This window comes from Edaphobacter sp. 12200R-103 (assembly GCF_010093025.1).
Taxonomy (GTDB): Bacteria; Acidobacteriota; Terriglobia; order Terriglobales; family Acidobacteriaceae; genus Edaphobacter.
On the sequence record NZ_CP048114.1, the window covers coordinates 2,019,180 to 2,033,420 of the forward strand.

Consider the following 14,241-nt stretch of genomic DNA (forward strand, 5'->3'; position numbering starts at 1 on the left):
CCTTCATTCGCCGGTCAGTGAGGCCGGTTTTGATTTCTCCTCCGCCGCCAGCTCTTTCTCAGGCACTTGGGACTGCAACGAGTTCAGGCGATCGAGCAAGTGCAGCTGCAGCGTTGCAACCTCTGGCTTGCCGTACAGGTTGTTTGTCTCTCCAGGATCGCGGTGCAGATCGTATAGCTCCCAGGCCTGGGGCTCGGATACATAATGGATGAGCTTATACCGCTCCGTTCGTATGCCACGATGAGGACGAACGGCTTCAGGATTGGGCCACTCGTAATACTCGTAGTACCACTCCTTGCGAAACTCGGGGTCTGGTCGGTTCGCCAATGGAAGAACACTCTTTCCCTGGAAGTGCGAGGGAGTCGGTACCCCAGCTAGGTCGAGAAATGTGGGTGCAAGATCGATGTCGAGAACCTGTTCTTGCCGAACCGTTCCTGCCTGAATTCGCGCAGGGTAGCGAATCATGAGGGGAACGCGTATGGAAGGTTCATGCATCAGTCGCTTGTCAAAAAGACGAAATTCTCCCAGGAAGAAACCATGATCGGAGCTGTGCACGATGGCCGTATCGTCGAGAATTCCTTTCTTCTCCAGATACGAAGTCACCCGTCCAATGTTTTCATCCACGGCGACAAGCCCAGCGTAATAGTCCTTGACCAAACCTTCATGCGAGGCCGCCGCAATATGAGAGGTGGTCGTGCCGATTTTATTCTCCGCTTCAGCAAATCCCTTTGGCTTGCCAGGATAGCCTTTCAGGTCATCATCAAAGGAAACTGGTTTGGTAATGACTGTATCTCTGAACAGATCGAAATGACGGCGGGCACGGAAGAACGGCTCGTGGGGAGCAACAAACCAGATGAGTAGGCAGAATGGCTTGTCGCCGCGATCTTCTTCGAGCCACTGCAAGGCTCGGTCTACTGTCAGATCATCAGGATAGACGTTCTGGTATCGCTTCTGTTCACCGATCTTGCCCTTTCGTCCTTCCTTAAAAAAGGGGTTCACGTAGTCGTTGCCGGGACTGTTGTGTCCGAAATAGTAGTCCCAATAACGATCTTCGACGCCATTACGTACATGAATCTTTCCCAGAATGGCGACCTCATAGCCAGCTTCATGCAGAATCTCAGTGAATAGCGGGAGATCTTTAGGTAGCGGCGTATTGATGTGCTCATTGGATAAAGCACCGTTCGTGCGTGAGTAAAGGCCAGTCAGGACAGTAGCCCGCGCTGGAGCGCAAAGAGCGTTCGTGCAGAAGGCGTTCTCAAATCGGATCCCTTCACGGCCGATGCGATCGTGATGCGGTGTTTTCAGAATCGGATTACCGGCAATCGATAGAGCATCTGCTCGTTGTCCCTCGCCAAAGAAGAAGACCAGGTTGGGCCGCTTGGGTGGTTTTGTCTGCTCCGCGAGAGCCGACAGGTTGCTTGTGGAGAGAAGGCCGCTACCGGCCGCCGCAAGTGAGCCCTGCAGGAAGTCTCGTCGAGTCGTATGCGCGCTCGATAGGGAAGGGGTGCGGTTCGTCTTATTCTGCTCTGACACGGATATCTCCTGAGGTTCTTAGAACGAAAGTTTGAGGCGAAATGCGACATTGCGTGGATCGAGGGCAGATGTAATCTTGCCGAAGGTTGCAGAACCGTATGTGGTCCCCACACCGTTGAATGAAGGGTGATTGAAGAGGTTGAAGAATTGCGCCTGGAAGGTCGTCGTTAGAGCGTGATCGGTGGCTATATGGAAGGTAGCTTTTTTTGCCAGACTGAATTGTGTGCTATTTAATCCAGGAAGGCGAACAGTATTGAGACGTGCATTGCCGAACGTTCCCAGTGCCGGCAACGCGAAGCTTGATTTGGAGAAGTAGTCGTTTACGTTGCCGTGTTTGTAGATGACGCTATTGATCGCGTCAGGCCGCTGACCTGTATTTCCGACGCCAGCCCTATCCACTGCGATCGTTGGCGTAACCGGCATTCCTCCTTGAAATGTGGAGACTCCGCTGACCTCCCAGCCTCCGAGTGTGTATGCCAGCACGTCCGATCGACCGCGGAAGAATGGAAGATCGTACACGTAATTGACGGTAAAGATATGTCTCCGATCGTAGGCTGTTGGACCCGCTTCGGTCGCGAACTGGTTCTGTCCGACCTGCCGTCCCATGGACTTGGACCAGGTATAAGCGGCTTCAAACAGAAGTCCGTTCTGGAACCGACGACGGACCGTGGCCTGCAATGCGTTGTAGTTTGCCGAAGCAGAGCGGATATCGTAGTTGATCGCAGCATAGCCACGATAAGGCCGCACCGTATTTACATTGACCGTTCCCGCAGCGACTGCCACATTTGGCGATGCCTGATTGATATTCGGTGTCTGATCGAGGTGTCTTGCTGTATTGCCGACATAGCTGACGGAGGCCACGGTGGCAGACGGAAACTGATGCTCGAACGTAAGCGAATACTGATTCACCGTCGGATAAAGCTTGCGCGTATCAAAGGCGGCTAGCGTTGGAGGAAACGAAGTCTGCGTTCCACCGGTGAAGCCCGTCAGGGTTGTGTTGTAGATGGTGGCAGACTGTGAGAACGGCGGATTGGCGCTGAGATTCTCGTGGTTGTCATTGTCCCAGTGATAGAAGATGCCATAGCCACCGCGAATGCTGGTCAGCGAAGATCCAAAGGGCGCCCACGCAAAGCCGACTCGCGGTCCGATCTGGTTTCGAGTTCCGGTCAAAGATCGCGGAAGATCGAGGCCCTTCTGATTCTGCACCGTGATGATGCCGTTCTCCGGGTCTCCCGTCCCCGATACCAGCGCGCCTGACGCTGTCACCGCGGGAGCATTCGCCGCAACATAAAGCGACGGGACGAAGTCTGAAAGATGGTCATACTTGTCGTAACCGTTTGGAGCGCCACGGAAGACGGTATCGCGTACTCCTATGTTGACAGTAAGATTGCGAGTTATCTTCCAATCGTCCTGCGCATATCCCTCATACATGTTTGAGAAGAGATAGACATTCGGAGTGGAGCTCTGCTCTGTATAGCTGTACGCGTACCCAGTCAAGAAGTCCGCCAACGCATTGCCGGTCGCCGAGCCTGTGAAGCTGAAGCTGCCCGCCTGTCCTGAGTAAGGAAACCGGTCGAACTTCTGGATGCGAAGGATGTTGACACCGAATTTGAGCGCGTGGCTCCCCAGCTGCTTCGTCAGATCATCACGCCAGGTGTAGACGTTGTTTGTGTTGTTGGTGAGTCCTTGTGCCCCGATGGAGGAGTATCCGCTGATGGAGATCGTCGGAATCAGGTTGTATATGTTCGCGTTGTAGAGTGAGGGAATTGCAAGACCTGCAGAGCGGGTGGCAGAGCTGTCAGGCGTCTGAGTAATGTTGTTTCGTGAATATCCAAAGGTCGCCTGGTTCAGCAGTAACGGTGAAAATGCGTGCGTCCATTGAAGAACAGTATTCTGGCCGGGCTTGGCGAAATATCCTCCGATCGTAGGGAAGGACTGGTTTGACGGCTTCAGGATGGCCTGCTGCTGGCTCCAGGAATCATGTGCATACCGCACCATGAAGTTATCCTTGTCCGTGATCGGGATGTCTACGCGAACCAGTTCCTCCCTCCATCTCGTCTGACTCTTCGGGCTGACGGCATAATTGGAACTGCCCGTGCTGTTGGGTAACGGGAAATATGCATTCAGCAGCAGTGTCGCGTTTGGGTCGATGTTGGTTACCTGATTGTTCACGTAGGAAGCGCCGGTCACAGGATTTTTCAGCGCGGTCGGTAAAGACGAGAAGTCTCCTGCTCGCTGTGCTGCTGTCGGGGTGGTCGCCGTGAAGGTGCTCTGCGGTGCGGTCGTGAAGCCGGTCAGCTCCGGTCCTGATCGGCGATCAAATGCCTGCGACCAGAAGAAGAATAGATTTCTGCCAAAGCGCCCCTTCGCGTTTGGAAGGATGCGGCCGCCGAAGTCATAACCGAAGTTGTTGTCACGCAGAGGAGGCTTCGAGGGGTTGAAGTAATTGCGCGCGTTGAGCGCATCGTTTGCGAGGACCTCATAGACATCACCATGGAACTGGGCGCCGCCTGAACGGGTAATGACATTGACCAGGCTATAACCGTAGGAGCCGATGTCCGCGGTGAAATTACTGGTATGCACCTGTATCTCCTGAATTGCTTCCATCGGAGGAAAGAGATTCAGGCCGCGGTTTCCGCCAGTATCCATCGCGAGAATGCCGTCATAGGTGAATGCGTTGGAATTGATGCGGCCGCCGTTGATGGAAGTGAGCGGATTGCCTTCCTGACCCACGCCCATGCGCTGACCTGTCTGTGAGCTGCTAACGCCAGGGCTAAGCGAAAGGAATTGAGTGAAGTTTCTACCATTCAATCCCAGCTCTTTGAGCTGCGTCCCGCCGATCAACGTGCCGAGGGCACCATCGGCAGTATTGACGGCCGGTGGCGCATCCGTGACCGTAACAGCATCTGACGTAGAACCCACCGTCAATTGAGCATCTACGATGCGTGTCGTATCCGCTGCAAGAAGGACAGATTGTTGGGTAAGTTTGCGGAAACCAGACGCAGAGATTTCGATCTTGTACTCGCCCGCCCGGACTCCTGCGAAATGAAAGACTCCCTGTGTGTCAGATTCTTCACTGTAGGTTGCGGCGCTGCTAGCGGATGTTGCGGTGACCTCAGCATGAGCGATCACCGCTCCTGACGAGTCGGTGACACGCCCCGTGATGGTTCCGGTCCCGGTACTTTGTGCAGGAAGAGACCAGCTGACAGAAAACAACAAGACAAACTCCATAACAAAAGCGCGCACGAATACACCAACCTTTCTGCTGGAGAGGGCACACCAGTGGGGGGGGGGAAATGGAAAGCTAACAAGGAACAAAGCAAAGACCCGGACGATGCCGGGCCTGCTTGTCGAACTCAGAGTGAGATGGGTTCGTTAGGCACAACACAGCATTGTCCGCTCAATGCCAATCGGCAGAACGCAACAACAATGCGTACGGTTTTGTGCATGAAATTTCACTGTAGGTGTTTTATAGCTGAAGAATTGCGGGAAAGCAACTTGTAACAAAACATGTGACACATCGAAAGAGGGCTATCGACTTATACAGCATTGGCGGTCGACATCAAGAGATGTTGTGATACAGTACGCGAAGTGCGATTCTCTCGTCAGCTGCGCTGTTGTTGTACTCCGTCTCTCTAAACGACGTTGAGTACGTGCTGTTCCACAAAATACAGCGCTGATCTCCCCAAAATAGACTTCATTTGTTGCGACGGCTTAACCGGACTTCAGGCTGCTGGAGCCTACGATTCCGGTGTGTTAGGGACGAGGAAACGATGAATCGACGAACTCTGCTGCAAAATGGCCTCCTGATAGCAACCTCTTCTCTGGTCGGGCGGCGCACATTCGCGGCAACTGGCGGCTCGCGGCCGAACGTCCTGCTCCTGATGTCGGATCAGCACAAACGCAGCTGTATGGGAGCTTACGGCGATACGGTTGCGCGAACGCCGAATCTGGATGCGCTGGCGGCAAAGAGTGTTCGTTTCACGAACGCGTATTGCGCCAATCCGGTCTGCACGCCCTCTCGCGCCTCGCTGATGACGGGACTCTACAGCCACAACCACGAGGCGCAGGACAATGCCCACCCTTACTCCTTGCGGCACAAGACGATGGCCCACCACTTCGGCGCGGCGGGATACAGCACGGCGCTGATCGGCAAGATGCACTGGGTGGATGCGCAGACGCACGGCTTTGACTACAGGCTGGAGTTCAATGACTGGTTTCAATCTCTGGGACCGAAGACGGCGATCTATGCTGACGAGCTTGGGAGACCGAACTCGGGTTCGGGACAGCCGGAGATCGACGACCTTTGGCGTGACAATGGCGACCCGTGGAAGAATGTCCGGCACAAGGATGAGCGCAAGGGGTCAGTTCATGTGGGGCGAGTCTCGCTGCTCGAGGAAAAGGATCAGTTCGATTCGTTCGTCGCGCGCGAGTCCGCGCGTTTTCTGCGGAACCATCGAAGTGAGGACGGACCCTTCTTTTTGGTGAGCTCGTTCCTGAAGCCACACGATCCCTTTATGCCTGCACAGCGGTTTGCAGATATGTTCCGGCCTGAGGATATGAAGCTTCCGGCAAGCTGGGGGAAGGCTGATCTGGATTCGCTGCCGCGTGAGGTGGTGCAATCCATTCGTTATAACGGCCCCACACCCGAAGTAAGTGATGAGGCTGCGGCGAAACGGCACATGGCCTTCTACTACGCGAATCTTGCGCAGATGGATGATTGCGTGGGCCAGGTCCTAGCGGCTCTCAAGGAGACGGGGCACGATCGTGACACGATCATCGTCTACACATCCGATCACGGCGAGATGCTGGGTGATCTTGGGCTGTGGCAGAAGTTTGAGTTTTACGAAGGCTCCTGCGGTATACCGCTGCTGATACATGTGCCGGACGGCGCCAGCGGAGCGGTGGATACGCCGGTAAGCCAGGTCTCCCTCAGCGCGACGATGACCGATCTGGCGGGCGTGCGCCAGGTGACTCCCAACGATGGCGTGGGTTTTGCCGCACTGGTACGCAATCCGAAGAGCCGGGTGCAGGTAGAGCCCGTCTTTGCAGAGTATGCGTTAAATACGCCGCGCGCCAAATACATGGTGCGCGAAGGCGACTGGAAATACATCTTCTGGGCGCACGACCGCGACGAGTTGTACAACCTCAAGACCGATCCCGCCGAACTACATAATGTTGCGGCGGATGCTCGATGTCGCAACCAGGTTGAGCACCTGAAGGCTGTGCTCTTCGGCTGGCATCGACCAGAGGAGGCATAGCAAGACGCTCCTGTGCCCGCGCGTGACTCTACACGCGTCTGGCCCTTGGCTCGAGGAGGCCTCTCTTGTTATCTCGTCTTGTTCGTTTTTTCCTGGTGATTGTGTTGTTGCCGTATGCTCTGCACGCGCAGCAAACTTCTACTCTGGTGGGCATTGTCTCGGACTCTACCGGCGCCGTTGTACCGGATGCGTCGGTTTTACTAGTAAACACGGCGACGGATTTTCAACGTACGGTTATTACCAATGCGCAAGGGCAGTACACGGCCGCATCGGTGCCTGCCGGAAGCTATCGAATTGCGGTGGAGAAGGTCGGCTTCCAGAAGCTGGAGCGCGAGAACATTACTCTGCCCAGCGCAGCTACAGTAAACGTGGACCTGACGCTGCTGGTGGGCAGCAATGCGGAGACGGTGACGGTCAACGAAGCAGCATCGCTGATTCAGTCGCAGAGTGGAGTGGTGTCATCGCTGGTGGATAGCAAACAGATGGTGGCGTTGCCGCTGGCGACGAGAAACTTCACCGATCTTGTACTGCTGACACCGGGCGCGCACACGGGCTCGGCCTCGAATCTGGCTGAGGGGGGAAGCGCATACTCGATCCGCGGCGGCGCGAATTTCAGCGTGAATGGATCCATCGCAGCAGCCAACTCCTACCTGATTGATGGAATCTACGATCGCAACCTGTGGTTGAATACGCTGGTAATGGTGCCGGTGGTCGATTCAATCCAGGAGTATCGCGTGATGACGAGCAACTTCAACGCCGAGTACGGCGAGGCTGCAGGCGCGATCACCACGGTTTCTACCAAGTCGGGCAGCAACCAGATTCACGGCAGCGTGTGGGAGTTTCTGCGCAACGACCAGATGAACGCCAACAGCTACTTTGCCAAGCAGAGCGGTGTCAAGCGCGCACCGTATCGCCGCAACACCTTTGGTGCGACCGTCGGTGGACCGATCGTGCGAAATAACACTTTCTTCTTCGGTGACTATCAGGGCATTCGTCAGTCGACACCGCAGACCAGCACGACGACCATTCCCACGCTGGCTCAACGCCAGATGGTTCGGACGGGAAACTTTGCAGGCCTGGGTACGCAGATCTATAACCCTTACTCGGCGACCGGGACGGGAAGCGCGGCGAGGCGGACTCCGTTTTCCAACAACCAGATTCCGACCTCGCTGCTCGATCCTGCAGCGGTGAAGCTGGTCGATCTGCTGCCTGATCCAACTAACTCGAACGCAATCAACAACTATACGATCGCACCCGCGCTGACGCAGGACACGGATCAGTTCGATGTGCGTATCGACCAGAACCTCAATGCCAGCGACCGCCTGTTCTTCAAGTACTCGTTCGACCAAACTGAGCAGATCACGCCGGGAACGATCCGTACAGCGGATTCCGGCGTCGCAACGGTAGGGCCGTACATCGGCACGGGAGGCAAGGGCACGCGCACGCCGCTGCGTACGCAATCCGGCACGCTGGGCTACTCGCACGTCTTTACTCCCGCCACACTGCTGGAGGCGCATGCCGCCATCGTGCGCTGGAGGGCCGAGGTGACGCCACTTGGCGCCGCCTATGACTCGGCGACGGCATTGGGGATTCCGGGTATCAACTATAACGCTCTGTCCGGCGGCCTGCCTGGCTTTACCATCGCGAACTTCTCGCCGCTGGGTGATACCTCAACCTATCCGGAGAACAGCTATGTCACGACGTTCCAGTACGACGGCGACATCATTCACACCGTAGGACGACACACGATCAAGGCGGGCTTCCTCTTCCTGAGGCACCGCTTCAATGGCTTCTCGGCCTTCCCGGTGCGCGGCACCTATGACTTCAACGGACAGTTCACGCGTCAGATCGGCTCGACCAGCGCAGCGACGTCATTGGCAGACTTCGCGCTGGGCGCAACCGACGCTGCGAATCGCAATATCCTGACCGGCGAGTTTGGCATGCGGATCTTTCAGCTGGCTCCGTACATTCAGGACTCGTGGCGTGCCACCGACCGGCTGACGATTGAATACGGCGCGCGGTACGAGGTGAGTGCGCCTCCCTATGAAGTACATAATCGCTGGGCGAACTTCGACGTGAGCAGCGGGCTGCTTCGCGTCGCGGGGCTTAATGGAAACGGACGCAGGCTGCGCAACTTCGACCTGAACACCTTTTCACCAAGGGTGGGGCTGGCGTATGGATTGGACGCGCAAAAGAAGACAGTGGTGCGTGCGGGCTTCGGCATGTCCTTTGTGGATACGCTGGCGGGAGGCGCGCAGTTGTACAAGAACCTGCCGTACTACTTCGCACAGGTAACGACGACGGACAGCGCAGGCGCTCCGGCAACGCGTCTGAGCGATGGATTTTCGACGCCCGTAGCTCCGGATCCCAACGATACGGCGGCGATCTCTACAGGAAGCCCAACGGCGTGGGATGTCAATCTAAGGCAGACGGGAGTCTTCCAGTACAGCCTGGGCGTCCAGCGCGAGATCCGGCCGGACGTAATCGCCGATATCAGCTACGTGGGTACGCGATCCGAGCATCTGCTGATCAACAGCCTGAACCTTAATCAATCGCGTCCCGGGACGGGCGGTCAGAATCCTCGGCGGCCTTACTACACCATCAACCCTAACCTGGTGAATGTGGCGTATCGTACGGCTGCGGGAGATGCGTCCTACAACAGCCTGCAGGTCCACGTGGAGAAGCGTACGAGTAAGGGACTGAACTTCGGCGCTTCCTACACGTATGCGAAGTACCTCTCGGATGTGGGGAACCCCAATGGCGGTGGCAATGGAGACATTCAGGATCACAGCTGCATCCGTTGCAACTGGGGCCCCACGCCGGATGACTTTCGCCACACTTTCGTCTTCAACCATGTGTATGAGCTTCCATTCGGCAAGGACAGGCAGTATTTCTCGCACGGGCCGCTGGCGCAGATTGTAGGGCCCTGGAACCTGAGTGGTGTGTGGTCCTTGCACTCGGGCTCGCCGTTTACGGTGTTCTATGGCAGCAACGTCTCGAACTCCGCGGGGGGCGGAACGCAGCGACCGGATCGTATCGGCTCGGGAAGGCTTGCGAGCGGACGAACGACCTCGCGGTACTTCGATACAGCGGCTTTCACAGCCCCGGCTCTTTACAGCTTCGGCAACTCGGGCACGGGCATTCTCACGGGTCCCGGTTACTTCAACGTGGACCTCACGCTGGAACGCCAGTTTGTCGTAACGGAACGGATCAGGGCCGATCTGCGCGGTGAGTCCTTCAACACCTTCAACCACGCTAATTTCAATAATCCAAATGCAACCATCGGTACAACGACGGCTGGCGTAATCAGCAGCACGCAGTCGCCGCGAGTGCTACAGGTAGCCCTGAAGGTCACCTTCTAGGAGATGAGAACAATGATGGATACAAATCGCCGCGGATTCCTGCAGGCTGGTGCTGCACTAGCAAGTGGAGTGTTCATAAGGCAATCGCAGGCCCAGCCCGCGTCAGATCGTAGATACAACATCGTGTATGTGCATTCGCACGACTCGGGACGCTACCTGCGGCCTTATGGTCACAATGTGCCTACACCGAATCTCGCCCGGCTTGCCCGGCAGGGAACGCTGTTTCGCAACATGCATACGGCAGCGCCAACCTGTTCGCCGAGCCGTGCGGCTTTGCTGACGGGGCAATCCCCACATCAGGCAGGCATGCTGGGGTTGGCGCATCTGGGATGGAGCCTGCACGACTATAACCAGCACATCGTGCACACTCTCCGCGACCACGGTTATGTGACGGTACTGGCAGGCATTCAGCACGTGGCGAAGGATCCGACGGTGATCGGCTACGACGAGATCCTTCCACATGCGACGATCAGCGCGAAGGATGTGGCCCCGGCGGCGGTGAAGTTTATTCGCAGCAAACCGGACAAGCCCTTCTTCTTGGACGTGGGTTTTTTTGAGACGCATCGCGAGTTTCCAGAGCCGGTCGACAACCCGGACTATATTCTGCCACCGAGCCCGCTTCCCGACGTGCCCGCGACTCGGCGCGATATGGCGGGCTTCCACGCCAGCGCACGCATCATGGATAAAGGTGTGGGCGAAGTGCTCGACGCTCTTGAGGCAGCAGGCGTAGCAGAGAATACTCTTGTGATCAGCACAACCGATCACGGAATCGCGTTCCCAAACATGAAGTGCAATCTGCGAGATACAGGCACCGGGATCTCCCTCATCATGCGGGGGCCTGGCGTCTTCTCGAAGCCGCAGGTCAATGATTCACTGCTGTCGAACATCGATGTCTTTCCGACGATCTGCGACTATCTTGGCATCGAACATCCTCAGTGGCTCACTGGGAAATCTTTTCTGCCAGTGGTTGCGGGCGCGAGCAAAGAGGTAAATGATGCCGTCTTCTCCGAAGTGACCTATCACGCGGCATACGAGCCGAAACGCTCGGTGCGCACGGCGCGTTGGAAGTACATACGCCACTTCGATGACCGGCAGACCGTAGTGCTGCCGAACTGCGACGACGGCTATAGCAAAACCTATTGGATGGACAAAGGATGGAAGAGCCTTCCCTCCGTGACCCATGAGGAACTGTTCGATCTGGTCTTCGACCCTAATGAGCAGAACAACCTGGCGTCCAACTCCGAACCAAAGACCGTGGCCACGCTGGAGAAGTTGCGAAGTAGGCTGAATAACTGGATGAGAGAGACAAACGATCCGCTTCTCAAAGGACCAGTATCTCTTGTCGCCAACGGTCATGTCGTTCCGCAGGACGCAGATTCTCCGAAAGGATTGGGGAAGTATGTTCCGAAAGTTCTGCGTTAATTTGGGCATAACTTTATTACACGGCGCATGATCCCTCGCTGATGCTCATGGACTTCTCGAAGGCGTGCATAGTACCTACTCACAAGGAAACCCTGGAAAGTGCGGAGGCGAGAGCGACTGCCGCTGCGGATAGGTCCCCCTCGCTATGTAGGACTGGCGAGCCCCTCAGAGAAGTTCTTTTGCACGATACGAAGCTCTAGCGATTTGACATGGATACAGCACCTTTACGCCTACGAGATGCAGTACGGGGCCGGAAAAAATAATAAGATACGAGAATGTCGAAATTTCGAAAAATTTCGGCATGGACAATGAGGACACGATGTCTGCCCAATCAGGCTTCCCACCCCCCGGCCCCGGGGGTACACGCTTCACGACGCCCGTCTCGATCTTCAGATGAATGAACTGATCTCATACAGATCACGGGCTTTCAAACTTTTCGGAGAACGAGCCCTCTTAGGACGGAGCGCTCGTCCAGGACTCTTCCACGCTCTCCTAGAGCACTTTGGACAGTGTGCGGGGGCGATCGCCTTTCTCGCTTGCCACTCGAAATGACAATCTGGATGATCGCACCTCCACCAAAGGGTCGTTCTCATAACTTGACTCATCAATCTCCAGCGCCCCGAGAAGCTGCAAATCACGCGAAGCCAAAGGCTTCATCCAATAGTTCCATCGGAATCGGCGAACCACAATCCTTCTTTTCGTGACTACGGTGATCAGGATTCACATCCAACCCACTCCAAATGGATTTGGGGTGGGTTGCTGCCTGTGATAGTGAACTCATCATCGGGAAGAAGGTTCGGAAAACCACTTCTTTTACGGCTTCCATGAGATGGAACATCGCGTAAAAGCTGTCATCCAAATCAAGCGTGCAAAGCTCTCTGACAGGGATCACAAATCCATTGAACGGCCTCCGCTTCCATGATTTCCGGCATCATGCCATCACAGAGCTGGCGGAGTCGCAGGCGAGCGATGCAACTGTGATGTCTATAGCCGGCCACGTTTCGCCGAAGATGCTCCGACATTATTCGCACGTCCGTTTACAAACTAGGCGAGCAGCGCTCGACTCTTTGGGGATTAAACGATCGAGCTCTGGTGATCGTCGGTGCATGAAGCAGGGTTACGACACAAACAACGACACAAATGTGCCCTTGCGTTCAGTACCCCAACCGCATGTGCTTGATTCTATGGTGGAGCTGAGCGGGATCGAACCGCTGACCTCCTCGTTGCGAACGAGGCGCTCTCCCAACTGAGCTACAGCCCCAAAAGGATTTCCAGGCTCACCGCTGCAGGTTTTTCCTGGGTCAGAACGACCTCTCGAGTGTATCAGGAAGCGGACCTTCTCTCAATTCCTGTCCAGGTAGCCGCGAGATTCTACACATGCCGTAACTTGGGTGCCAGCCATCAATGGTTTTTCTACCCGCAGCCAGATCTCACCACCGTCTTCCACGACTCCAAGAATGGGAATCGAGAGCTTCGCTCCGCTGCGCGCGACCGCTTCCAGGGTGCCATTGTCTCCTGCCGTAAATCCACTAGCCTCCAGCCGTACCTGCCAATGCTGACGGCCTTCGGTTCTGCCCTCTTCGCGAATGTCTGCTACGACCGTGGAGAACTTCACGACGCCAAAGCTCCAGCCACCACGCCCTTGAGGGCCTCCATCTCGCGGCGGCCACCAACACAGAAAGGCGTTCGCTGATGAATGCCCGCCGGGCGGATATCCAGGATGCGGTCGACGCCGTTGGTCGCTATTCCTCCCGCCTGCTCCGCGATGAACGCCAGCGGATTCGCCTCATAGAGCAGGCGCAGTTTCCCTTTAGGCTGCTTGTCGGTTGGCGGATACAGGAAAACGCCCCCCTTCAGCAGCGTGCGATGAAAATCCGCAACCAGGCTGCCGATATACCGTGAGCTGTACGTTGTTCCCAACCCGCCTTCGCGCAGCATCGTCACATACGACCGATACTCCTCGGGCCACGACGCTGCATTGGCCTCATTCACCGAGTAGTAGCTCCCCTGCTCCGGCATCTGCATGCGATCGTTACTCAGCACAAACGCGCCGATCTTTGGATCGAGCGTGAACCCGAAGACTCCGGCGCCAGCCGTGTAGACCAGTACCGTCGAGGGCCCATAGACTACATATCCAGCTGCGACCTGGCGGAACCCCGGCTGCAGTATCGATTCCTCCAGCGTCCCCAGCTCCGCCGGCATTCGGCGCAGCACGCTGAAGATCGTGCCCACATTCACGTTCACGTCGATGTTGCTCGACCCATCCAGCGGATCGAAGACCAGGATGTACTTTCCCGTCTCAGCATCGCGGTTGAAGGTAACTGGCTCTTCATCCTCTTCGCTGACCAATGCCGCTACACTATCGCGGAGGCCAAGACAGTGCAGCATTGCCTGATTCGCATAGACGTCCAGCTTCTGCTGCTGCTCTCCCTGGACATTTTCCGCGCCCGCAGCTCCAAGAACGTCGCTCAGACCGGCAGAGCGAATCTTCGCCTCGATCATCTTGGTCGCCAGCGTAATTCCGCTCAGCAGCCAGCTGAAGGTCCCCGTCGCCTCGCGGCCGGTCGACTTCAGCAACGCCTGCTGCTGCTGAAGGATATGCTGCTGCACTGTCGTAATCATTGCCATACTGTCGCGCCCTCGCGATCGCCGGATCGTCAACT

Annotated in this window: 8 protein-coding genes, 1 tRNA gene and 1 pseudogene; 4 read left to right on the forward strand and 6 right to left on the reverse strand. The window is 56.4% G+C overall.

Annotation, left to right across the window (positions count from 1 at the left end; all coding sequences use genetic code 11):
• Positions 1-3 precede the first annotated feature (3 nt).
• On the reverse strand, positions 4-1,533 hold the full coding sequence (locus GWR55_RS08440) for a sulfatase (protein ID WP_162401876.1): 1,530 nt from the start codon (positions 1,531-1,533) through the stop codon (positions 4-6).
• A gap of 18 nt (positions 1,534-1,551) precedes the next feature.
• A complete protein-coding gene (locus tag GWR55_RS08445) occupies positions 1,552-4,779 on the reverse strand; it encodes a TonB-dependent receptor (RefSeq protein ID WP_162401877.1) in 3,228 nt (1,075 codons plus the stop codon).
• 527 nt (positions 4,780-5,306) lie between these two features.
• On the opposite strand from GWR55_RS08445, the gene GWR55_RS08450 reads away from it, so the two are divergent.
• The 3 genes from GWR55_RS08450 to GWR55_RS08460 all read left to right on the forward strand — a co-directional run bounded on the left by GWR55_RS08450 (position 5,307) and on the right by GWR55_RS08460 (position 11,578).
• Entirely contained in the window at positions 5,307-6,794 is a 1,488-nt protein-coding gene (locus GWR55_RS08450) for a sulfatase (protein ID WP_162401878.1), read from the forward strand.
• A 65-nt stretch (positions 6,795-6,859) separates the two neighbouring features.
• Positions 6,860-10,156, forward strand: a complete 3,297-nt coding sequence (locus GWR55_RS08455; RefSeq protein ID WP_162401879.1) for a carboxypeptidase-like regulatory domain-containing protein — start codon at positions 6,860-6,862, stop codon at positions 10,154-10,156.
• A gap of 12 nt (positions 10,157-10,168) precedes the next feature.
• Positions 10,169-11,578: a sulfatase gene (locus tag GWR55_RS08460; RefSeq protein WP_202925600.1), complete on the forward strand. Its 1,410-nt coding sequence runs from the start codon at positions 10,169-10,171 to the stop codon at positions 11,576-11,578.
• Between the two features lie 634 nt (positions 11,579-12,212).
• On the opposite strand, the gene GWR55_RS08465 is transcribed toward GWR55_RS08460, so the two are convergent.
• Entirely contained in the window at positions 12,213-12,470 is a 258-nt protein-coding gene (locus GWR55_RS08465) for a hypothetical protein (RefSeq protein ID WP_162401880.1), read from the reverse strand.
• Here GWR55_RS08465 and GWR55_RS19565 point away from each other — a divergent pair.
• A pseudogene (locus GWR55_RS19565) lies at positions 12,445-12,555 on the forward strand (hypothetical protein); the annotation flags it as partial. The gene GWR55_RS08465 and the pseudogene GWR55_RS19565 sit on opposite strands and share 26 nt — an antisense overlap.
• A 208-nt stretch (positions 12,556-12,763) precedes the next feature.
• Here GWR55_RS19565 and GWR55_RS08475 read toward each other — a convergent pair.
• The 3 genes from GWR55_RS08475 to fbp all read right to left on the reverse strand — a co-directional run bounded on the left by GWR55_RS08475 (position 12,764) and on the right by fbp (position 14,200).
• Positions 12,764-12,839: transfer RNA gene (locus GWR55_RS08475), tRNA-Ala, on the reverse strand.
• 81 nt (positions 12,840-12,920) lie between these two features.
• Positions 12,921-13,193 carry a hypothetical protein gene (locus GWR55_RS08480; RefSeq protein WP_238398723.1) on the reverse strand — a complete coding sequence of 91 codons (273 nt, stop codon included), beginning with the start codon at positions 13,191-13,193 and terminating at the stop codon, positions 12,921-12,923.
• Complete coding sequence (gene fbp / locus GWR55_RS08485) at positions 13,190-14,200, reverse strand: class 1 fructose-bisphosphatase (protein ID WP_238398724.1); 1,011 nt, start codon at positions 14,198-14,200, stop codon at positions 13,190-13,192. Before fbp ends, GWR55_RS08480 begins: the two co-directional genes overlap by 4 nt.
• Positions 14,201-14,241: the final 41 nt, after the last annotated feature.